Origin of the sequence: Kitasatospora sp. NPDC094016 (assembly GCF_040304045.1) — a bacterium.
Classification (GTDB): Bacteria; Actinomycetota; Actinomycetes; order Streptomycetales; family Streptomycetaceae; genus Kitasatospora.
The window spans coordinates 99,897-120,767 of sequence record NZ_JBEOUK010000014.1; the positions used below are offsets into that span (position 1 = coordinate 99,897).

Sequence of the window (20,871 nt, forward strand, 5' to 3'; positions counted from 1 at the left end):
CGTTGTCGTGGCCACGTTACGTCGAGGTTCTGAGAGGCATCTGAGAAAAGGCGGTGAAGACCACCGGGAAACCGGTCGCCCGGATTCCTGATATTGGTCCAGACCTTCTTCCGGCGAGCGCACCGGCAGGGGCTCTGACCGGCGACTTGGCGTCAACTCGACTGCATACGTACCGTTACGCAGAGAAAAATCGCCGGGTAAGGTATCGGCCCGTGCCCACTCGTGCAGTGGGCTCCGAGGGCGGCCCGACAGCCGGCCCACGGGCCGGAAACGTCCGGTCCACCTGCCGGGAGGCATCCGCTGTCCGTACGCTGCGAAGTGCGCGGGAGAAGTGGGCGGGAGGCAATCCGCCCGCCGACCCGCACGCACGACGGGACGGCGGACCCGGCACAGTCCACGACGGAACAAGACTACGAGCGGAGCCCCGCCATCCCCACAGGTGGCCGGCCCGCAGCCCTGGGGGCGGTGGCGTGACCGTGACAGAACTTCAGCAGGACAACAACCACAGCGGCGGCACGGTGAGCAGCCAACGCAGAGTACTGGTGGTGGAGGACGAGCCGACGATCGCGGAGTCGATCGCGGCCCGGCTGGGCGCGGAGGGCTTCAAGGTCGCCGTGGCCCACGACGGGCCGGGCGCGGTCGACGGCTTCCACACCTGGCAGCCGGACCTGGTGGTCCTCGACATCATGCTGCCCGGCTTCGACGGCCTGGAGGTGTGCCGCCGGATCCAGGCTCAGCGCCCGGTGCCGGTGCTGATGCTGACCGCGCGCGACGACGAGACGGACCTGCTGGTCGGCCTCGGCGTGGGCGCCGACGACTACATGACCAAACCGTTCTCGATGCGCGAACTGGCCGCCCGGGTCAACGTGCTGCTGCGCCGCGTCGAGCGCGCCCAGCAGGCGGCCCGCACGCCCGCGCTCGGCTCGCTGCGCTTCGGCGAGCTGGAGATCGACCACGTGCAGCGCCGGGTCCGGCTCGCCTCGGGCGACGTCCACCTGACGCCCACCGAGTTCGACCTGCTCGCCTGCCTGGCCGCGCAGCCGCGCGCCGTGCTGACCCGCGAGCAGTTGCTGGCCGAGGTCTGGGACTGGACCGACGCGTCCGGCACCCGCACCGTGGACAGCCACGTCAAGGCGCTGCGCCGCAAGATCGGCGCGAGCTGGATCCGCACCGTCCACGGTGTCGGGTACGCGCTGGAGGCCCCGCTCTCCTAGCGGCGAGCCTCGGGCGACGGGCCTCCGGGGGGCCCGTGTCCCGAACTGCCGCGCACCACGCGGGGGATGTACGCGGGGATCACAGGGGACCAATGACCTTTCCACAGCAACGCAACGGGGACACCGGCGGCACGCGGTCGCAGACACTGGCCGCCCGCGCCGCCCGCCGGGTCTGGGCCGACATCAGGCCGCTCGACCCGGTCCGCTCGATCAAGGGCAAGCTCGCCCTGCTGGTGATCGTCTCCGTCTTCCTGGCCACCGGCATGGTGGTCGTGGCGATCCGGTCCGAGACCCAGATCCGGATCATCATGGTCTTCTCCATGATCGCCTCGCTGCTCTTCATGCAGTTCCTCGCGCACGGGCTGACCGCCCCCCTGCGCGAGATGACGGCCGCCGCCCGCGCGATGGCCTCCGGCGACTACAGCCGCCGGGTCGAGGTGAACTCGCGCGACGAGATCGGCGAGCTGGCGACCACCTTCAACCAGATGGCCGCCGACCTGGGGGCCGCCGACCGGCACCGCCGCGAGCTGGTCGCCAACGTCTCGCACGAGCTGCGCACGCCCATCGCCGCGCTGCGCGCCGTGCTGGAGAACGTGGTGGACGGCGTCGTCCAGCCCAATCCGGCGACCCTGGGGGCCGCCCTGGAGCAGACCGAGCGGCTCGGCCGCCTGGTCACCCACCTGCTGGACCTCTCCAAGATCGACGACGGCGTGGTCGACCTGGACGCCCGCCCCTTCGAGGTGCGCGAGTTCCTGGACGGCGTGCTGCGCGGGGTCACCGTGGACGGCGCGACGGCCGGCGGGGCGTTCTCCCGGCGCGGCGACGTCCGACTGGCGCTGGAGGTCAGCCCGACCGGCTTGACCGGCGTGGCGGACCCGGAACGGCTCCACCAGGTGGTCGCCAACCTGGTCGACAACGCCTGCAAGCACTCCCCGCCCGGCGGCACCGTGACGGTGCGCGCGCGGCCCGACGGCGGGCCCGGCGGCCTGCTGCTGGAGGTCGAGGACGAGGGTCCGGGCATCCCGCCGGCCGACCGCGGCCGGGTGTTCGAGCGGTTCAGCCGCAGCGGCACCGCGACCGCCCAGGGGCCCGGCTCGGACGGCGGCACCGGCCTCGGCCTGGCCATCGCCCGCTGGGCGGTGGACCTGCACGGCGGTCGGATCGCGGTCGCCGAGTCGCCGCGCGGCTGCCGGATCGAGGTCCGGCTGCCGGGGCAGCGCTGAGGGTCGGATGCGTCACAGAAGCGACACAGACGTACACGAAGATCATTGGATGATCTACATGGGGCTTTGTCCGTTTTTGTCCGGATATGCCCTATGGGTGGAGGCGATCGGTTCCCCTCAGATACGGCTTTCTAACGCACATTTTCAGCCAAACTGCAGGTCAGGACTGTGATCTGGGCGACGCCTGGGGCCCGGGGACTGCGCGATCACTGGTCAGGGGCGTAGCCTTAATCCCCGCTGTCCAAACATCCCAAAAGGAAGCGGAAGAGGGCGGTTGCCGCCGTGTCGCCACAGTCCCCTGAAACCCCCAATAGCTCGGCTAGCTCCACTGGCTTCGGTCCCAATGAGTGGCTCGTCGATGAGATCTACCAGCAGTACCTCCAGGACCCGAACTCGGTCGACCGAGCCTGGTGGGACTTTTTCGCCGACTACAAGCCCGGTACCGAGGTGACCCCAGTGACCCAGGCCGCGACCCAGGCCGGCCCCACGCCGACCCCTGCCGCTGCCCCCGCGCCCGCTGCTGCTGCTCCGGCCGCGACCGCCCCCGCCGCACCGGCCGCCCCGGCCGCTCCGGCGCCGGCCCCCGCGCCGCTCGCCGCAGCCCCCGTCGCGCCCCCGGCCCCGGCCCCCAAGGCCGCCGCTCCGGCCGCTCCGGCCGCCGCCGCGGCGGACGCGCCCGCCGGCCCCGAGCTGATCCAGCTGCGCGGCCCGGCCAAGGCCGTCGCCACCAACATGGACGCCTCGCTGGAGGTGCCGACCGCGACCTCGGTCCGCGCGGTGCCCGCGAAGCTGTTGATCGACAACCGCATCGTCATCAACAACCACCTGCAGCGCGCCCGCGGCGGCAAGGTCTCCTTCACCCACCTGATCGGCTACGCCCTGGTCCAGGCCGTCAAGGCCGCCCCGGGCATGAACTACAGCTACAAGGTGGAGAACGGCAAGGCCTTCCTGGTCAAGCCCGAGCACGTCAACCTCGGCCTGGCCATCGACCTGGTCAAGCCGAACGGCGACCGCCAGCTCGTCGTTGCGGCCATCAAGAAGGCCGAGACCCTCGACTTCTTCGGCTTCTGGCAGGCCTACGAGGACATCGTCCGCCGGGCCCGCGCCAACAAGCTGACCATGGACGACTTCACCGGCGTCACGGTCTCGCTGACCAACCCCGGCGGCATCGGCACCGTGCACTCCGTGCCGCGCCTGATGCAGAACCAGGGCACCATCGTCGGCGTCGGCGCCATGGAGTACCCGGCCGAGTTCCAGGGCTCCGCCCCGGAGACCCTGTCCCGCCTGGGCGTCTCCAAGATCATGACGCTGACCTCGACCTACGACCACCGCGTCATCCAGGGCGCGGCGTCCGGCGAGTTCCTGCGCGAGATCCACCGCCTCCTCCTCGGCGAGAAGGGGTTCTACGACGAGATCTTCGAGTCGCTGCGGATCCCGTACGAGCCGGTCCGCTGGGCCACCGACGTCGCCACCACCCACGACGACGAGGTCAACAAGACCGCCCGCGTCATGGAGCTGATCCACGCGTACCGCGTGCGCGGCCACCTGATGGCCGACACGGACCCGCTGGAGTACAAGCAGCGCAAGCACCCCGACCTGGACGTCACCACCCACGGCCTCACCCTGTGGGACCTGGAGCGCGAGTTCGCGGTCGGTGGTTTCGGCGGCCAGAAGATGATGAAGCTCCGCGACATCCTCGGCCTGCTGCGCAACACGTACTGCCGCACCGTCGGCGTCGAGTACATGCACATCCAGGACCCGAAGCAGCGCAGGTGGCTGCAGGAGCGCCTGGAGAAGCCGTACTCCAAGCCCGAGCGCGAGGAGCAGCTGCGCATCCTGCGCCGGCTGAACTCGGCCGAGGCCTTCGAGACCTTCCTGCAGACCAAGTACGTCGGGCAGAAGCGCTTCTCGCTGGAGGGCGGCGAGTCGCTCATCCCGCTGCTGGACGCGACCATCGACGCCGCCGCCGAGCACCGCCTCGACGAGGCCGTCATCGGCATGGCCCACCGCGGCCGCCTGAACGTGCTGGCCAACATCGTCGGCAAGCCGTACGGCAAGATCTTCGGCGAGTTCGAGGGCAACCTCGACCCGAAGTCGATGCACGGCTCCGGCGACGTGAAGTACCACCTCGGCTCCGAGGGCACCTTCACCGGCCTCGACGGCGAGACCATCAAGGTCTCGCTCGCCGCGAACCCCTCCCACCTGGAGACGGTCGACCCGGTCGTCGAGGGCATCGCCCGCGCCAAGCAGGACATCCTGGACCAGGGCGGCACCACCTTCCCGGTGCTGCCGATCCAGATCCACGGCGACGCGGCCTTCGCCGGCCAGGGCGTCGTCGCGGAGACCCTGAACATGTCGCAGCTGCGCGGCTACCGCACCGGCGGCACGATCCACCTGGTGGTCAACAACCAGGTCGGCTTCACCGCCGCGCCGGCGTCCTCGCGCTCCTCGATGTACTGCACCGACGTGGCCCGGATGATCGAGGCCCCGATCTTCCACGTCAACGGCGACGACCCGGAGGCCGTGGTCCGCGTCGCGCGGCTCGCCTTCGAGTTCCGCCAGGCGTTCCACAAGGACGTCGTGATCGACCTCATCTGCTACCGCCGCCGCGGTCACAACGAGGCCGACAACCCGTCGTTCACCCAGCCGCTGATGTACGACCTGATCGACAAGAAGCGCTCGGTGCGCAAGCTGTACACCGAGGGCCTGATCGGTCGCGGCGACATCACCATGGAAGAGGCGGAGCAGGCGCTCCAGGACTTCCAGGGCCAGCTGGAGAAGGTCTTCGCCGAGGTCCGCGACGCCGCCCAGACCCCGGCCCCGGCCACCGCCGGCAAGCCGGTCGCCGACTTCCCGGTCAACATCCAGACCGGCATCTCCCAGGAGATGGTCAAGCGGATCGCCGCCTCGCAGGTCAACCTGCCGGACTGGCTGACCGTCCACCCGCGCCTGCTGCCGCAGCTCCAGCGCCGCGCCGCCTCCGTCGAGGACAACACCATCGACTGGGCGACGGGCGAGACCCTCGCCATCGGCTCGCTGCTCATGGAGGGCCACCCGGTCCGCCTGGCCGGCCAGGACAGCCGCCGCGGCACCTTCGGCCAGCGGCACGCCGTCCTGATCGACCGCAACACCGGCGAGGACTACACCCCGCTGCAGTACCTCACCGAGGACCAGGCCCGCTACACCGTCTACGACAGCCTGCTGTCGGAGTACGCGGCGATGGGCTTCGAGTACGGCTACTCGCTGACCCGCCCGAACTCGCTGGTCATGTGGGAGGCGCAGTTCGGCGACTTCGTCAACGGCGCGCAGACCGTGGTGGACGAGTACATCGCCTCCGCCGAGCAGAAGTGGGGCCAGCACTCGGGCGTCACCCTGCTGCTGCCGCACGGCTACGAGGGCCAGGGCCCGGACCACTCGTCCGCCCGCCCGGAGCGCTTCCTGCAGCTGTGCGCGCAGAACAACATGACGGTCGCCATGCCGACCCTGCCGTCGAACTACTTCCACCTGCTGCGCTGGCAGGCGCACAACCCGCACCACAAGCCGCTGGTCGTCTTCACCCCGAAGTCGATGCTGCGTCTCAAGGCCGCGGCGAGTGCGACCGAGGAGTTCCTGTCCGGTTCCTTCCGCCCGGTCATCGGTGACAACACCGTCGACCCGGCGCAGGTGCGCAAGGTCGTCATCACCGCCGGCAAGTTCTACTACGACCTGGCGGCGGCCCGCACCGAGCGCGGCGTCACCGACACCGCGATCGTCCGGGTCGAGCGGCTCTACCCGCTGCCGGTGGCCGAGCTCCAGGAGGAGCTCGCCCGCTACGGCGACGACGTCCAGTTCGTCTGGGCGCAGGAGGAGCCGGACAACCAGGGCGCCTGGCCGTTCATCGCGATGAACCTGGTCGACCACCTCCAGGTCGTCGTCGGCCGCAGCGCCAACGGCTCGCGGCTGCGCCGCGTCGCCCGCACGACGGCCTCGTCCCCGGCGGTCGGCTCGGCCAAGCGGCACGCCGCCGAGCAGCAGGCGCTGATCGAAGAGGTCTACTCGCTCTGAGGCCCTGACGCCCCGAGGCGCTGGAGCACCGACGCCCGCGGCCCCCGTCCTCCCCTGGGAGACGGGGGCCGCGGGCGTCCCCGACTATCCTGACCAGGTCAATCCCCACCGGACCGGAGTGAACCCGTGTACTTCACCGACCGCGGCATCGAGGAGCTGCAGAACCGGCGCGGCGACGAGGAGGTCACCTTCGAGTGGCTGGCCGAGCGACTGCGCGAGTTCGTCGACCTCAACCCGGACTTCGAGATCCCGGTCGAGCGGCTGGCCACCTGGCTGGCCCGGCTCGACGACGAGGACGACGAGTGACCGGTGCGGCGCCGTCGCACTGAACCGCTGACGAGGGGCCCGGCAGGCGATCGCCTACCGGGCCCCTCGCGTACCCGCGCCCGCCCGTAGGGGGCGCCTCGGGGGCGGCTCAGGGGCGGGATCCCGGGCGGCGCGCTTGACTTGCGCGTCACGCGATATATCGTCTTTAAAAGAGAACGCGATACATCGCGATCGGCAACGGGAGGCGGCAGAGATGAGCCAGTGGACGGTCGAGGGTCCCGAGAGGATCACCATCGACGAGCCGGTCCGGGCGCTGCACGTGCGGATCATCGACGGCACGGTGAACGTGGTGGCGGCCGAGGGCCCGGCCCGCCTGGAGGTCACCGAGCTCCGGGGCGAGCCGCTGCACGTGACCCTGGTGGACGGCGTCCTGACGGTCACCTACAAGGACATCAACAGCTGGGGCGAGTTCGGCGACCGGCTCAAGTCGGTCGACGCGGTCAAGGGCTTCTTCGGCTCCTTCAAGCGCAAGCGCGTCGCCGGCGTCACCCTGACCGTCCCGGCCGACGCCGAGGTCAAGGTCGGCACCGTCTCGGCCGGCGCCACCGTCTCCGGGATCACCGGGCACGTCTCGGTGCAGAGCGCCAGCGGCGACGCCACCCTGGTCGGCCTGACCGGCCGTACCGAGGCCAACACCGTCACCGGCGACGTCGACGCCCAGTCGGTGGCCGGCCAGCTCAAGGTCAACACCGTCTCCGGCCAGCTCACCGTCGTCGCCGGCACCGCCGACCGGATCCAGGCCAACGCCGTCACCGGCGCCGTCACCCTGGACCTCGACGTCGCCAACCCGGCCGACATCAAGGTCACCACCGTCAGCGGCCCGGTCGTCATCCGGATCCCCTCGCTGGCCGACGCCAAGGTCGAGGCCGGCTCCACCAGCGGCGACATCTCCAGCACCTTCGACGGCCTCAAGCTCAGCGGCAGCTGGGGCGCCAAGCGCCTGTCCGGCCAGCTCGGCGACGGCCGGGGCAGCCTCGCCGTGACCACCGTCTCCGGCGGCGTCACCGTGCTGCGCCGCCCCGACCCCGAGGACGAGGCGCCGGTGGTCGTCAAGGAGCTCCCGGCCGGACTCGGCAAGCCCGACCTCACCAAGGAGGCGTGAGATGACGCCCGTGTTCGGCCACGGCCGGCTCCGGCTCTACCTGCTGAAGCTGCTCGACGAGGCCCCGCGGCACGGCTACGAGGTGATCCGCCTGCTGGAGGAGCGCTTCCAGGGCCTGTACGCGCCCTCCGCCGGGACGGTCTACCCCCGGCTCGCCAAGCTGGAGCAGGAGGGCCTGGTCACCCACAGCACCGAGGGCGGCCGCAAGGTCTACCGGCTGACCGACGCCGGGCGCACCGAACTGGAAGCCCGACAGGGCGAGTTGGACGACCTGGAAGTGGAGATCCACGACTCCGTGGCGCAGTTGGCCGGGGCGATCCGCGAGGACGTCCGGGACAGCGCCAAGGACCTGCGCGAGGAGCTGTGGCAGGCCGCCCGGCAGGCCCCCCGGCCGGACCGCGCCGAGAGCGGGGACCCGTGGTCCGGCCCGTGGGGCGACAACGAGTCCTGGCAGCGTGCCAAGGAGGAGTTCGCCCAGTTCAAACGGCAGGCCAAGGACCAGGCCAAGCGCGCCCGGGAGCAGGAGAAGGCCGCCAAGGCCAAGGCGAAGGCCGCCGAGGAGGAGGCCCGCCGGCTGCGCGAGCAGGCCAAGGCCTCGCGGACGGCCGCGCAGCAGGAGGCGCTGCGGATCAAGCGCCGGGTCGAGCAGCAGGTGCGCGAGCACGCCGCCAAGGGCGACTGGCCGACCGGCCTGGCCGAGGGCCTGGCCGAGCTGACCAAGGGCCTGTCCGGGCTGGCCGACGCGGCCCGCTGGGGCCAGCCGGCCGACGGGCCGGCCGAGGAGGTCACCGTCACCCGGATCGACCTGGACAAGGACGAGCCGACCGCCCCGACCGCCCCGGCCGACCTGCCGCCGTGGGCGCGGACCGACCCGGCCGGCGACCCGGCCCGCGAACTGGAGCGGCTGCTCGACCGCTTCCGCGACCAGGTCCGCGACGCGGCCCGGGACGGCGGCGTGAGCGGCGACAAGCTGGCCGAGGCCCGCTCGGTGCTGGGCTCGGCCGGCGAGCGGCTGAAGCGCCTGCTCGGCTGACCGGCAGACCGGCAGACCGCCGGACCACCACCGGCCCGGCACGCTCCGCGGAGCGTGCCGGGCCGGTCCGCGTCAGGGCCACACGGCGTCACGGCCACACGGCGTCACGGCGTCACGGCGTCACGGCGTCACGGCGTCACGGCGTCACGGCGTCACGGCGTCAGCACGATCTTGCCGAAGACGTCGCCCTTGGCGAGCCGCGCGAAGCCGTCCCGGGCCTCGGCCAGCGGCAGCACCGAGTCGATCACCGGCCGGACGCCGCTGGTCTCGCACAGCGAGAGCAGCCCGGCCAGTTCCTCCTTGGTGCCCATCGTCGAGCCGACCACCTTGAGTTCCAGAAAGAAGATCCGGTTCAGCTCGGTGGCACTCGGGTTGGGGCCGGAGGTGGCCCCGGAGATGACGACGGTGCCGCCCGGGCGCAGCGCCTTCACCGAGTGCGCCCAGGTCGCGGCGCCGACCGTCTCCATCACCGCGTCCACCCGGGCCGGCAGCCGGGCACCGCTCTCGAAGGCGGCGTCGGCTCCGAGTTCGACCGCCCGGCGGCGCTTGGCCTCGTCCCGGCCGGTGACCCAGACCCGCAGCCCGGCGGCCTTGCCGAGGACGATCAGCGCGGTCGCCACGCCGCCGCCCGCGCCCTGCACCAGGACGGTGTCACCGGGCTTGACCCCGGCGTTGGTGAACAGCATCCGGTAGGCCGTCAGCCAGGCCGTGGGCAGGCAGGCGGCCTCCTCGAAGCTGAGTTCGGCGGGCTTGGGCAGCAGGTTCCAGGTGGGCACGGCCACCTGCTGGGCGAAGGTGCCCTGGTAGCGCTCGGTCAGGATGGACCGGGGTTCGTCCGGGCCGACCCCGTGGCCGCTCTGGCCGATCACCGAGTGGAGGACGACCTCGTTGCCGTGCTCGTCGACACCGGCGGCGTCGCAGCCGAGGATCATCGGTAGCCGTCCGGCGGGCAGGCCGACCCCGCGCAGCGACCACAGGTCGTGGTGGTTGAGGCTGGCGGCCCTGACCGTGACCACGCTCCATCCGGGGCGGGCCTGCGGCTCGGGGAGTTCACCCAACTCCAGTCCGCTGAGCGGGTCGTCGGCGTCGATACGTGCGGCGTAGGCAGCAAACATGCTGCGGACGATAGCCGCGCCGGCCGGGGCCGGGAACCACGCGCGGGTGTGACGCGTGTCCCGGCCCCGGCCGTGTCGGCGGCGCCGCTCCCGCCGGGTCCCGTCCGGCAGCGGCGACCGGATCGTCAGATCCGGGCCACGCCCTCGGCCCGGGCGGCCTCGGCGACGGCCTTGGTGACCGCCGGGGCGACCCGCTCGTCGAACGGCGAGGGGATGACCTTCTGCGGCGTCAGCTCGTCGGCGACGACACCGGCCAGCGCCTTGGCGGCGGCCAGCTTCATGCCCTCGGTGATCCGGCTGGCCCGCACCTGGAGGGCGCCGGCGAAGATGCCGGGGAAGGCCAGCACGTTGTTGATCTGGTTCGGGAAGTCGCTGCGCCCGGTGGCGACGACCGCCGCGTACTTGTGCGCGACCTCGGGGTGGATCTCCGGGGTGGGGTTGGCCATCGCGAAGATGAACGCGCCCGCGGCCATGGTCGCGACGACCTCCTCCGGCACGGTGCCGCCGGAGACGCCGATGAACACGTCGGCGCCGGCCAGCGCGTCGGCCAGGGTGCCCTTGAGGCCGGTGCGGTTGGTCAGTTCGGCGATCTCGGCCTTGACGTCGGTGAGGTCGCCGCGGCCGTCGTACACCACGCCCCTGCGGTCGCAGACCGCGACGTCGCCGATGCCCGCCGCCACCAGCATCTTGGCGATGGCGATGCCGGCCGCGCCGGCGCCGGAGATGACGGCCCGCAGCGAGCCGATCTCACGGCCGGTCACCTCGGCCGCGTTCCACAGGGCGGCGGTGGTGACGATCGCGGTGCCGTGCTGGTCGTCGTGGAAGACCGGGATGTCCACGGCCTCCTGGAGCCGGCGCTCGATCTCGAAGCAGCGGGGGGCGGAGATGTCCTCCAGGTTGACGCCGCCGAAGGAGGGCGCCAGCCGCACCACGGTCTCGACGATCTCGTCGACCTCGGTGCAGGCGAGCGCGATCGGCACCGCGTCCACGCCGCCGAACTGCTTGAACAGGATGGCCTTGCCCTCCATCACGGGCAGGGAGGCCTCCGGGCCGATGTCGCCGAGGCCCAGCACGGCGGTGCCGTCGGTGACCACGGCGACGGTGTTGGACTTCCAGGTGTAGTCGTTGACCAGCTCCGGCTGCTCGGCGATGGCCGTGCAGACGCGGGCGACACCGGGCGTGTAGGCGAGGGACAGGTCGTCCGCGTCGCGCACCGGGACGGTCGCCCGGATCTCCATCTTGCCGCCGCGGTGGAGCGCGAAAACGGCGTCGACCGGATCGACGGTGTCCTGGGTGCTGCTGATGATCTCCGCTGCCACGATGACCTCTTCGTCATTGATCTGGCGAGGGTGCGCGACCGACGGACAGGACGACCCGTCCGGAAACCGGAAACCGGGTACGCCGAAGCGGACCCGGGGGGCTGGGTCGGGGCGCTGCCGTCGGGCGGCGCCCTCGGATGAGGGTTTTATGGGTCTTGTTGGTCCGCGTAGTGCTTCCGGGCCGAGCGTAGGACGGACCAAGGCATCGCACCTATGCCTTTTCGTCCTCGTCACGTGCAGTTCATCGCCGAGCTGTCGCGTCACTGGGGCCCGGCGTCGGAAGCGCCGGGCTCCGGCGGCGGCAACGGTGATGGCGGCACGCGCACCCGCAGGAGTGAACGCAGACGCGCTGGGGAGTCGGCGTCCCGGATACGGAGCCACGTGATGACTTCCGTTCCCGGACACCCCGAGCCTGTCGGGACTCGGCGGTCTGGTTCGAGCGTTCGGGGGTCACCCGGTACCGAATTCTGACACACCCGCCGCCCGGCCCGGCAGGGCGGGATGGCCGGATCTCGCGTCCGCCGTTTCGCGTACACCCGCGCGTCACCGTGGCGCCCGGACGTCCCCGCACCGCGGTCGACGGCGGCGTCCGAACCGGGCGGCGGGCCTCCGGGGACCGGGCGGGGGGATCTGCATACTTATGCACGGGGTGACAGGAACACGGAATAAGTCCGAATAGCGGACAGCCCGGGCCCTCGTTATCCGATTTTGATCTGGATGAGGGCCATCTGACCGTCCACAGATGGCAGGATTCCCCCCATCTCGGATCGAGCCGGCCACTGGTCGAGGCGGTTCGCTCGACGTCCACCTCGGCGGAGGGTGGCGGAAGCAGTACCCCGTAGCAACCTGGGCGGCCCCGCCGCGCAGGCATCGCACCACCCGGCCCTGCACGTACGACGACGTACAGCGAAATACACCCGTACAGCGCCGCACGGCCCTGCCAGCCCGGTGTGCCGCCCCCCGCGGCGCGCTCCGCCCGCCCTCTCCCTCAGGAGGAGATCCCCCTCATGACCCCGCGTACCCAGCGCACCCGGCTTCTCGCGGCCGGCGCGGTCGCCGCCTCCGTCACCCTCGTCCTGACCGGCTGCAGCAGCAGCAGCAAGAGCGACGGTGGCAGCGGCGCGCCCAACGCCTCCACGACCGTCAACGCGGTCAAGGCCGACGACAAGCTCGCCGCCCTCGTCCCCGCCGACGTCAAGTCCTCCGGCAAGCTCGTGGTCGGCGCGGACGCCTCGTACGCGCCGGACGAGTTCAAGGACGACAGCGGCAAGGTCATCGGCATGGACGTGGACCTGGCCAACGCCATCGCGGCCAAGCTCGGCCTGAAGGCCGACGTCCAGGACTCCGGCTTCACCGCGATCATCCCCGGCATCCAGTCGAACAAGTTCCAGCTCGGCATGTCGTCCTTCACGGACAACAAGGAGCGCGAGCAGATCGTCGACATGGTGACCTACTTCAACTCCGGCAGCGCCATCGCGGTCAAGAAGGGCAACCCCGACAAGGTCGACCCCGCCGACCTGTGCGGCAAGAAGGTCGCCGTCCAGACCGGCACCACCCAGGCCGACGAGATCAAGGACACCCGCAACCCGGACTGCGCCAAGGCCGGGAAGCCGGGCATCCAGAACGACGGCGACAAGTTCGACCTCCAGACGGACGTCACCAACGCCGTCGTCTCCGGCCGCGACCAGGCGATGATGGCCGACTCCCAGGTCGTCGACTACGCGATCAAGCAGGCCGGCGGCCAGCTGGAGAAGCTCGGCTCCACCTACGGCGTGGCCCCCTACGGCGTCGCCGTCGCCAAGGGCTCCAAGCTCACCCCCGCGATCCAGGGCGCCGTCCAGTCGCTGATCGACGACGGCACCTACAAGCAGATCCTCACCAAGTGGGGCGTCGAGTCCGGCGCCCTCGACAAGTCGACCGTCAACGGCGCCGTGAACTGACCGTCCGCCTGCTCCATCTCTCCCCCGAGGCCACACCGTGAACTCTCTGGACAAGGGGAAGGCGGAGGAGGGACGGCCTGAGACCATCAAGGCCGTCCCGGTCCGCCACCCCGGACGCTGGGTGGGCGCCGTCGTCATCGCCCTGCTCGCGGCGATGCTGCTGAGCGCCCTCTTCACCAACCCCGCTTTCAAGTGGGACATCGTCGGGCAGTACCTGTTCCACGACAGCATCGTGCACGGCATGGTCGTCACGCTGGAACTGACCGTCCTCTCCATGCTGATGGGCGTGATCGGCGGCATCGTCCTCGCCGTGATGCGCCTGTCCCCGAACCCCCTGCTCTCCGGCACCGCCTGGATGTACATCTGGGTCTTCCGCGGCACCCCGGTGCTGGTGCAGCTGGTGTTCTGGAACTTCCTCGGCCTGATCTGGGCCAAGCTGTCGATCGGCGTCCCGTGGGGGCCGGAGTTCTGGTCCGCGGACACCAACGTCCTGATCCCGACCTTCGTCGCCGCCCTGCTGGGCCTCGGCCTCAACGAGGCCGCCTACATGGCGGAGATCGTCCGCGGCGGCATCCAGTCGGTGGACGAGGGCCAGACCGAGGCCGCCCACGCGCTCGGCATGAGCCGGTTCCAGACCATGCGCCGGATCGTCCTGCCCCAGGCCATGCGGGTGATCATCCCGCCGACCGGCAACGAGACCATCTCGATGCTCAAGACCACCTCGCTGGTCAGCGTGATCTCCCTGGAGGAGATCTTCCGGGCCGGTCAGGTCATCTACTCCCGGAACTACCAGAACATCCCGCTGCTGATCGTCGTCAGCCTCTGGTACCTGTTCTTCACCTCGCTGCTGACCATCGGCCAGTACTACATCGAGCGCTACTACGCCCGCGGCTCCAACCGGACCCTCCCGCCCACCCCGTTGCAGCGGCTGCGGGGCCTGTTCGCCGGGAAGCCCGCCCCGAAGACCGGCGCCGACGTCGTCCCGGGGCTCGAGGGAGGTGGTCACGTATGACCGACCTGAGCAGGACCCCGGCCGCCGCCACCGGACAGCCGATGGTGCGCGCCGAGGGCGTCCACAAGTCCTACGGCTCCGTGCACGTGCTCAAGGGCATCGACCTGGAGGTCAAGCAGGGCGAGGTGTTCTGCCTGATCGGCCCCTCCGGCTCCGGCAAGTCGACCTTCCTGCGGTGCATCAACCACCTGGAGAAGATCAACGGCGGACGCCTCTGGGTGGACGGCGAACTGGTCGGCTACCAGCAGAAGGGCGACAAGCTCTACGAGCTCAAGGACCGCGAGGTCGCCGTCAAGCGGCGCGACATCGGCATGGTCTTCCAGCGCTTCAACCTGTTCCCGCACATGACGGCCGTCGAGAACGTCATGGAGGCCCCGGTCCAGGTCAAGGGCGAGAGCAAGGCCGCCGCCCGGGAGCGGGCGATGGTCCTGCTGGAGCGGGTCGGCCTCGCCGACAAGGCGAAGAACTACCCCTCCCAGCTCTCCGGCGGCCAGCAGCAGCGCGTCGCGATCGCCCGGGCGCTGGCCATGAAGCCCAAGCTGATGCTGTTCGACGAGCCCACCTCGGCGCTCGACCCCGAACTGGTCGGCGACGTCCTCGACGTCATGCGCGGCCTCGCCGAGGAGGGCATGACCATGGTGGTCGTCACCCACGAGATGGGCTTCGCCCGCGAGGTCGGCGACGCGCTGGTGTTCATGGACGGCGGCGTGGTGGTCGAGTCCGGCAACCCGCGCGAGGTGCTCACCGACCCCCGGCACGAGCGCACCCGCGCCTTCCTCTCCAAGGTGCTGTAGAACCGTACCGACCGGCGCCCGGCAGGATGCTCCTGCCGGGCGCCGACGTTTTCCCCACTCAGGTAATAGGCTGGACGCAGTCAGCCCGTTACCGACCTTCTGGAAGGACCTCCGTGGAGCTCGCCTCGTACGCCGATCTCGCCGTTCGGCTGGTGAACACCGAGGAGCCCGAGCGCGGCACCGACACGCTGACGTCCGTGGACGCGGTGCGCGGCCTGTTCTCCGACTCCTCACGGGCCGCCACCCAGGCCGACGAGTCCGACCTGCCCCGGCTGCGGGCGGTCCGGACCAGGCTGCGCGGGGTCTTCGAGGCCGCCGCCGAGGGCGACGAGATCCGGGGCGTCGACCTGCTGAACAGCCTGCTGATGGAGTACCCGGTCAGCCCGCTGGTCTCCGGGCACGACTACCTCGACGACGCCGGCCGGCCGCGCTGGCACCTGCACCTGGCCGACAACTCGCCGACCGCCACCGCGCACTTCAGCGCGGTCGCCTGCATGGGCCTGGCCGTCCACCTGACCGAGCTGGGCGCCGACCGGCTCGGCATCTGCCAGGCCGCACCCTGCCGCAACGCCTACCTGGACACCTCGACCAACCGCTCCCGCCGCTACTGCTCGGACCGCTGCGCGACCCGCGCCAACGTCGCCGCGTACCGGGCCCGCAAGCGCCAGGAGGCCGAGGCCGCGGCACTCGGCGCCGCCGGCTAGGCCCTGTCCGGGCTCAGGGGGTCAGAGTCGCTCCGCCCAGACGCCCAGGCGGCGGGCCAGGCCCGGCACCCGGGCCAGGCGGGTGCTCAGCAGCAGCCGCTCCAGCCGCCGCCCCGGCGCCAGCCAGGCCGGGCGCGGGCGCAGCCGCAGCAGCACCCGGCCGAGCACCAGCTCGTCCGGGACCGGGCCGTAGCTGCGGCTGTCGCTGTCCACCGGCCGGTTGTCGGACAGCAGCCACCAGCCCCTCGGGCGCCGCTCGGCGGCCCGCTTCACCACCAGCAGGTCCTGCTGGAAGGGGTGCCGGAAGAGCACCACCGCACCGGGCCGGATCGGCGCGCCGTAGCGCACCAGCAGTTGGTCGCCCTCGCGCAGGGTCGGGACCATCGACGGGCCCGCCACGTCGACCAGCCCGAACGGCACCGCGCCGCCGCCCCGCCCCCGGGGTTCCGTGCCCGCCGGTTCCGTGCTCCGCGCCACGACTCCTCCTCCCGGACCGCCCGGTCCCAGTCTGCCGTACGGACCGTCACCCCGTTCGATCCGTTCGGTGTCCGGATTACCCCGGTTCCGGGTCCGCCTTTTGCCCTAGGCCCACCGCCCGATCGCGAAACCCCGGGTGCGGAAGGGTAATCTCGGGCGCGGGAAGACGATCTAAGGAAGGACTCCCATGTTCTCTCGTCTGTTTGCACCGCGCGCCACCGCCCACGCCCACTGTGACCTGCCCTGCGGCGTGTACGACCCGGCGCAGGCCCGGATCGAGGCCGAGTCGGTCAAGGGCACCCAGGAGAAGTACCAGGCCAACGAGGACCCGGCTTTCCGCACCCGCGCCCTGATCATCAAGGAGCAGCGTGCCGAGGCCGTCAAGCACCACATCTCGGTGCTGTGGAGCGACTACTTCAAGGCCCCGCACTTCGAGAAGTACCCGCAGCTGCACCAGCTGATCAACGACACCCTGAAGGCCGCCTCGGCCGCCAAGGCGTCCACCGACCCCGCCACCGGCCAGGCCCTGCTGGACCTGATCGCCGAGGTCGACAAGATCTTCTGGGAGACCAAGCAGGCCTGAGCCTGACGCGTCGCCACCCGACCGCCCCCGTCCGCGAGCCCGGACGGGGGCGGTCGTGCGTCCACGCCCCACCCGGGCCCGGTAAGGGTTGCCTAGCCTGAGTGGCTGTTATGCTGCCAGGGCGTCCGAGGGGGAAGTCCGGTGTGAATCCGGCGCTGACCCGCAACGGTGAGCACGGCCCCGGGGCCGTGCCAGCCCGATCGCCCCCGGCCGCTGAACTCCCGACAACTCGCCGTGGACTGCGAGGGGATGGCGCCCGGGCCCGCACCCGACCGGTGCCGCCCCCGCGCACCCGCGGCCCGAGGCAAGGCGCACCGTGAGCAGCACCGCAGCCGCGGGCAGTGGCGCAACGAGCCCGCCCGCCCGCCGAATACCCGCCCTCCCGCTCGCCGTCGGCCTGGCCGCCGCCCTGCTGCTCTCGCTGCTCTGCGGCGTGGCGCTGGGCGCCTCCGGGATCGGCCTGCCCCGCGCCCTGCGGCTGCTGGCCGCCGGGCTGACGGGCGGACGGCTGGAGGCGGACGAGGCCGCCGCCTACGCGATCGTCTGGGAGATCCGGCTGCCGCGCACCGTACTGGCCGCCGTGGTCGGCGCCGGGCTGGCAGCCACCGGCGTCGCCGTCCAGGCCCTGGTGCGCAACGCGCTGGCCGACCCGTTCGTGCTCGGCATCTCCTCCGGCGCGGCCGTCGGCGCCAACGCCGTGCTGCTGCTCGGCGCCTTCGCCTCGCTCGGGGTGTGGGCGATCTCGGCCTCCGCGTTCGGCTCGGCGCTGGTCGCCATGGTGCTGGTCTACCTCGCGGCGCGGACGGCCTACGGGCTCACCCCGCTGCGGCTGGTGCTCACCGGCACCGCGCTCTCCTACGGCTTCTCCGCCGTCACCGCGCTGATGGTCTTCGCGGCCGCCCGCGGCGAGGCCGCCCGGGACGCCATGATGTGGCTGCTCGGCAGCCTCGGCGGCGCCACCTGGGGCTCGGTGCCGATCGCCGCCGCCACCGTGCTGGCCGGCCTGGCGTATCTGGCCTGCTCCGCCGGCCGGCTGGACGCGCTCGCCATGGGCGACGAGACGGCCGCCTCGCTGGGCGTGGACCCGGACCGGCTGCGCCGCGAGCTGTTCGTGGTGACCGCCGCCGTCACCGGCACGGTGGTGGCCGTCAGCGGGGCGATCGGCTTCGTCGGGCTGATGGTGCCGCACCTGGCCCGGATGCTGGTCGGCGCCGGGCACCGCCGGGTGCTGCTGGTCGCGCCGCTCGCCGGGGCGCTGCTGCTGGTCTGGGTGGACATCGTCTCGCGCACCCTGCTGGCGCCCGCCGAACTGCCGGTCGGGGTGGTCACCGCGGTCCTCGGGGTGCCCTGTTTCCTGCTGCTGATGCGCCGTCGCGGCTATTCCTTCGGAGGCCGCTGATGGATCTCGCCCTGGACTCCGTCTCGGTCGAGCTGGCCGGCGCCCGGCTGGTCCACGACGTCGCCCTGGACGCCGCCGCCGGGCAGGTGGTCGGGCTGGTCGGGCCCAATGGCAGCGGCAAGTCGACGCTGCTGCGCTGCGTCTACCGGGCGCTGCGGCCGGCCGCCGGGGCCGTCCGGCTGGACGGCGCGGACCTGCACGCGCTGACCGCGCGCGAGGCCGCCAGGCGGGTGGCCGCACTCCCCCAGGAGCACTCCGCCGAGTTCGACTTCACGGTGGCCGAGGTGGTCGCCATGGGCCGGCTGCCGCACCGGCGCGGCCTGGGCGGCCCGGGCGCGGACGACCACGCGCGCTGCACCGAGGCGCTGCGCAAGGTCGGCGCCGAGCAGCTGGCCGGGCGGGGCTTCCTGAGCCTGTCCGGCGGCGAGAAGCAGCGGGTGCTGATCGCCCGCGCGCTGGTCCAGGAGCCCCGGCTGCTGGTGCTGGACGAGCCCACCAACCACCTGGACATCGGCCACCAGCTGGACGTGCTGGCGCTGGTCCGGGAGGCCGGCCCGACGGTGCTCACCGCGCTGCACGACCTCAACCTGGCGGCCGGCCACTGCGACCTGCTGTACGTGCTGCGGGCCGGCCGGATCGTCGCCTCGGGGCCGCCCGCCGAGGTGCTCCGACCCGCCCTGCTGGCCGAGGTGTTCGGCGTCCGGGCCACCCCCGTCCGGCACCCGGCGACCGGCGCCGTCCAACTGCTCTTCGACCGGATCTGACCCACCCCCCGAAGGAACCCCCGTGCGCACCAAGGCCGTTGCCATCACCGCCCTGCTCACCCTCGGGCTCACCGCCTGCGGCGCCGAGATCGCCCCGAGCGGCGACGCCACCGCCGCCTCCGCCCACTACCCGGTGACCGTGGAGAACTGCGGCACCAAGCTCACCTTCCCGCAGAAGCCCGCCCGGACGGTGACCAACGACGTCGGCATCACCGAGCTGATGCTCGCCCTCGGCCTGGCCGACCGGATGGCCGGCTACGTGATGCCCGACGACAAGGGCCGGGTCGACCAGGTCGCCTGGAAGGACGGCTACCAGCAGACCGCGTGGCTCTCCAAGAAGGAGATCACCAAGGAGACCGTGCTGGGCGCCAAGGCCGACCTGGTCTTCGCCGGCTGGCACTACGGCTTCGACGAGGGCCGCGGCTTCACCCCGCAGGCGCTCAAGGACCTCGGCATTCCCTCGTACGTGCTCAGCGAGTCCTGCCGCAGCGGCAAGGGCACCGAGCGCGGCGTGATGTCCCCGCTGGACGCGCTCTACACCGACCTGGCCAATCTCGGCGAGATCTTCGACGTCCGCGACCGGGCGGACAGGCTGGTCGCCGGGTTCAAGGCTCAGGTCGCCGCCGCCCCGCAGCCCGAGCGCCGGCCGTCCGTGTTCCTGTACGACAGCGGGCAGGACAAGCCGTACACCGCCGGGAAGTTCGCCGCGGCCGACGAGATCATCGCCAAGGCCGGCGGGACCAACGTGATGGGCGACCTCGCGGACACCTGGGTCACCGTCGGCTGGGAGAGCGTGGTGCAGCGCGACCCCGAGGTGATCCTGATCAACAACTACGGCGAGACCGGCGCCGACGCCAAGCGCGCCTTCCTGAAGTCCTTCCCGCCCCTGGCCGGCGTCTCGGCGGTCAGGAACGACCGGATCTTCGTCCTGGACTACGTCGACCTGGTGGAGAGCCCGCGCAACCCGGCCGCGATCACCGCGCTGGCCGACTACCTGCGCACCGTCCCCGCCCGCTGACCCGCCCGACTGCCGACCCGCCCGGTCCCGGCCCGGCCCCGCTCGGGCCTGGGCCGGGACCGGGGGCGCGCAGTAGGCTCGCGGCATGATCCGCACCGCCGTCGTGACCGACGTTCCCGTCATCCTCGCCCTGATCCGCGAGCTCGCGGAGTACGAGCAGGCCCCGCAGGAGGCCGTGGCCACCGAGGAGCAGCTGCGCGACGCCCTGTTCGGCGCCGACCCGGCGCTGTTCGGCCTGATCGCCGAGGACGACGCCACCGGCGAGCCGGTCGGCTTCGCGGTCTGGTTCCTCAACTTCTCGACCTGGCGCGGCACCCACGGGATCTACCTGGAGGACCTGTACGTCCGCCCGCAGTCCCGCGGCGGCGGCCACGGCAAGGCGCTGCTGCTGGAACTGGCGCGGATCGCCGTCGAACGCGGCTACGCGCGGGTGGAGTGGTCGGTGCTCGACTGGAACACGCCCTCGATCGACTTCTACAAGTCCCTCGGCGCGGTGCCGATGGACGGCTGGACCGTCTTCCGGCTCACCGGCGAGGCGCTCGCCGCCGCCGGCGGCGGTCACTGAACGGACCGCCCGAACCCCTGCCACCCTGCGTCGCGATGACTTACCATGAGTGACTCCCGAGCCCCGGCCGGCGTGTGGAAGGCGGTAAGGTCTCAGGCGGATACGCGGCGTCCGGTCGCCCCGCGAAGGGTATGACCGGTACGTACCGCACCACCCCTCTGGACAGTTGGGGCGAAGCAGTTGAGCCAAGCAACAGACAGTGCCGCGGCCACCGGCCCGGAAGCACAGCGCGTCACCC

18 protein-coding genes are annotated in these 20,871 nt (G+C 71.7%); 15 read left to right on the top strand and 3 right to left on the bottom strand.

The annotated features are described in order from the left end of the window. The first annotated feature begins 476 nt into the window (after positions 1–476). The 6 genes from ABT015_RS16005 to ABT015_RS16030 all read left to right on the top strand — a co-directional run bounded on the left by ABT015_RS16005 (position 477) and on the right by ABT015_RS16030 (position 8,943). Positions 477–1,214 carry a response regulator transcription factor gene (locus tag ABT015_RS16005; protein WP_063351140.1) on the top strand — a complete coding sequence of 246 codons (738 nt, stop codon included), beginning with the start codon at positions 477–479 and terminating at the stop codon, positions 1,212–1,214. Positions 1,215–1,306: 92 nt separating this feature from the next. Then, a complete protein-coding gene (locus tag ABT015_RS16010; RefSeq protein WP_063347842.1) occupies positions 1,307–2,437 on the top strand; it encodes a sensor histidine kinase in 1,131 nt (376 codons plus the stop codon). Positions 2,438–2,719: 282 nt separating this feature from the next. Next, entirely contained in the window at positions 2,720–6,481 is a 3,762-nt protein-coding gene (locus ABT015_RS16015) for a multifunctional oxoglutarate decarboxylase/oxoglutarate dehydrogenase thiamine pyrophosphate-binding subunit/dihydrolipoyllysine-residue succinyltransferase subunit (RefSeq protein WP_350879640.1), read from the top strand. 126 nt (positions 6,482–6,607) lie between these two features. Then, positions 6,608–6,787, top strand: coding sequence for a DUF6104 family protein (locus tag ABT015_RS16020; protein ID WP_063347844.1), 180 nt, complete (start codon positions 6,608–6,610; stop codon positions 6,785–6,787). Positions 6,788–7,001: 214 nt separating this feature from the next. After that, positions 7,002–7,910 (top strand): DUF4097 family beta strand repeat-containing protein, encoded by a 909-nt coding sequence (locus ABT015_RS16025; protein ID WP_350879641.1) that lies wholly within the window; start codon positions 7,002–7,004, stop codon positions 7,908–7,910. A 1-nt stretch (position 7,911) separates the two neighbouring features. Continuing rightward, complete coding sequence (locus ABT015_RS16030) at positions 7,912–8,943, top strand: PadR family transcriptional regulator (RefSeq protein ID WP_350879642.1); 1,032 nt, start codon at positions 7,912–7,914, stop codon at positions 8,941–8,943. A gap of 152 nt (positions 8,944–9,095) precedes the next feature. Here the strand turns inward: ABT015_RS16030 and ABT015_RS16035 are convergent, their stop codons facing one another. Further along, positions 9,096–10,058 (bottom strand): zinc-binding dehydrogenase, encoded by a 963-nt coding sequence (locus ABT015_RS16035; protein ID WP_350879643.1) that lies wholly within the window; start codon positions 10,056–10,058, stop codon positions 9,096–9,098. Between the two features lie 125 nt (positions 10,059–10,183). After that, positions 10,184–11,377, bottom strand: a complete 1,194-nt coding sequence (locus tag ABT015_RS16040; protein WP_350879644.1) for an NAD(P)-dependent malic enzyme — start codon at positions 11,375–11,377, stop codon at positions 10,184–10,186. 1,007 nt (positions 11,378–12,384) lie between these two features. Between ABT015_RS16040 and ABT015_RS16045 the strand changes: the two genes are divergently transcribed. The 4 genes from ABT015_RS16045 to ABT015_RS16060 all read left to right on the top strand — a co-directional run bounded on the left by ABT015_RS16045 (position 12,385) and on the right by ABT015_RS16060 (position 15,827). Next, on the top strand, positions 12,385–13,317 hold the full coding sequence (locus tag ABT015_RS16045; protein WP_350879645.1) for an ABC transporter substrate-binding protein: 933 nt from the start codon (positions 12,385–12,387) through the stop codon (positions 13,315–13,317). 37 nt (positions 13,318–13,354) lie between these two features. Continuing rightward, positions 13,355–14,329 carry an amino acid ABC transporter permease gene (locus ABT015_RS16050; protein ID WP_350879646.1) on the top strand — a complete coding sequence of 325 codons (975 nt, stop codon included), beginning with the start codon at positions 13,355–13,357 and terminating at the stop codon, positions 14,327–14,329. A gap of 41 nt (positions 14,330–14,370) precedes the next feature. Continuing rightward, complete coding sequence (locus tag ABT015_RS16055) at positions 14,371–15,123, top strand: amino acid ABC transporter ATP-binding protein (protein ID WP_502897329.1); 753 nt, start codon at positions 14,371–14,373, stop codon at positions 15,121–15,123. 113 nt (positions 15,124–15,236) lie between these two features. Then, positions 15,237–15,827, top strand: coding sequence for a CGNR zinc finger domain-containing protein (locus ABT015_RS16060; RefSeq protein ID WP_350879648.1), 591 nt, complete (start codon positions 15,237–15,239; stop codon positions 15,825–15,827). A 21-nt stretch (positions 15,828–15,848) separates the two neighbouring features. Here the strand turns inward: ABT015_RS16060 and sodX are convergent, their stop codons facing one another. Further along, positions 15,849–16,304, bottom strand: a complete 456-nt coding sequence (sodX, locus tag ABT015_RS16065) for a nickel-type superoxide dismutase maturation protease (RefSeq protein WP_502897327.1) — start codon at positions 16,302–16,304, stop codon at positions 15,849–15,851. 187 nt (positions 16,305–16,491) lie between these two features. Between sodX and sodN the strand changes: the two genes are divergently transcribed. From sodN to ABT015_RS16090, 5 genes are all read left to right on the top strand, one after another. Beyond that, positions 16,492–16,887 carry a superoxide dismutase, Ni gene (gene sodN / locus ABT015_RS16070; protein ID WP_063347853.1) on the top strand — a complete coding sequence of 132 codons (396 nt, stop codon included), beginning with the start codon at positions 16,492–16,494 and terminating at the stop codon, positions 16,885–16,887. A gap of 316 nt (positions 16,888–17,203) precedes the next feature. Next, positions 17,204–18,286 carry a FecCD family ABC transporter permease gene (locus ABT015_RS16075; RefSeq protein WP_350879649.1) on the top strand — a complete coding sequence of 361 codons (1,083 nt, stop codon included), beginning with the start codon at positions 17,204–17,206 and terminating at the stop codon, positions 18,284–18,286. Continuing rightward, on the top strand, positions 18,286–19,050 hold the full coding sequence (locus tag ABT015_RS16080; RefSeq protein ID WP_350879650.1) for an ABC transporter ATP-binding protein: 765 nt from the start codon (positions 18,286–18,288) through the stop codon (positions 19,048–19,050). The genes ABT015_RS16075 and ABT015_RS16080 overlap by 1 nt, the downstream gene beginning before the upstream one ends. 22 nt (positions 19,051–19,072) lie before the next feature. After that, positions 19,073–20,068, top strand: a complete 996-nt coding sequence (locus ABT015_RS16085; RefSeq protein WP_350879651.1) for an ABC transporter substrate-binding protein — start codon at positions 19,073–19,075, stop codon at positions 20,066–20,068. 85 nt (positions 20,069–20,153) lie between these two features. Further along, positions 20,154–20,633, top strand: a complete 480-nt coding sequence (locus ABT015_RS16090; RefSeq protein WP_350879652.1) for a GNAT family N-acetyltransferase — start codon at positions 20,154–20,156, stop codon at positions 20,631–20,633. The last annotated feature ends 238 nt before the right edge of the window (positions 20,634–20,871 follow it).

What these genes read in the sequence shown, in the direction of transcription:
- ABT015_RS16045 (WP_350879645.1), top strand. Translation starts at nt 12,385, where the DNA reads ATGACCCCGCGTACCCAGCGCACCCGGCTTCTCGCGGCCGGCGCGGTC.
- ABT015_RS16035 (WP_350879643.1), bottom strand. Translation starts at nt 10,058, where the DNA reads ATGTTTGCTGCCTACGCCGCACGTATCGACGCCGACGACCCGCTCAGC.
- ABT015_RS16010 (WP_063347842.1), top strand. Translation starts at nt 1,307, where the DNA reads ATGACCTTTCCACAGCAACGCAACGGGGACACCGGCGGCACGCGGTCG.
- ABT015_RS16055 (WP_502897329.1), top strand. Translation starts at nt 14,371, where the DNA reads ATGGTGCGCGCCGAGGGCGTCCACAAGTCCTACGGCTCCGTGCACGTG.
- ABT015_RS16080 (WP_350879650.1), top strand. Translation starts at nt 18,286, where the DNA reads ATGGATCTCGCCCTGGACTCCGTCTCGGTCGAGCTGGCCGGCGCCCGG.
- ABT015_RS16030 (WP_350879642.1), top strand. Translation starts at nt 7,912, where the DNA reads ATGACGCCCGTGTTCGGCCACGGCCGGCTCCGGCTCTACCTGCTGAAG.
- ABT015_RS16090 (WP_350879652.1), top strand. Translation starts at nt 20,154, where the DNA reads ATGATCCGCACCGCCGTCGTGACCGACGTTCCCGTCATCCTCGCCCTG.
- sodN (WP_063347853.1), top strand. Translation starts at nt 16,492, where the DNA reads ATGTTCTCTCGTCTGTTTGCACCGCGCGCCACCGCCCACGCCCACTGT.
- ABT015_RS16025 (WP_350879641.1), top strand. Translation starts at nt 7,002, where the DNA reads ATGAGCCAGTGGACGGTCGAGGGTCCCGAGAGGATCACCATCGACGAG.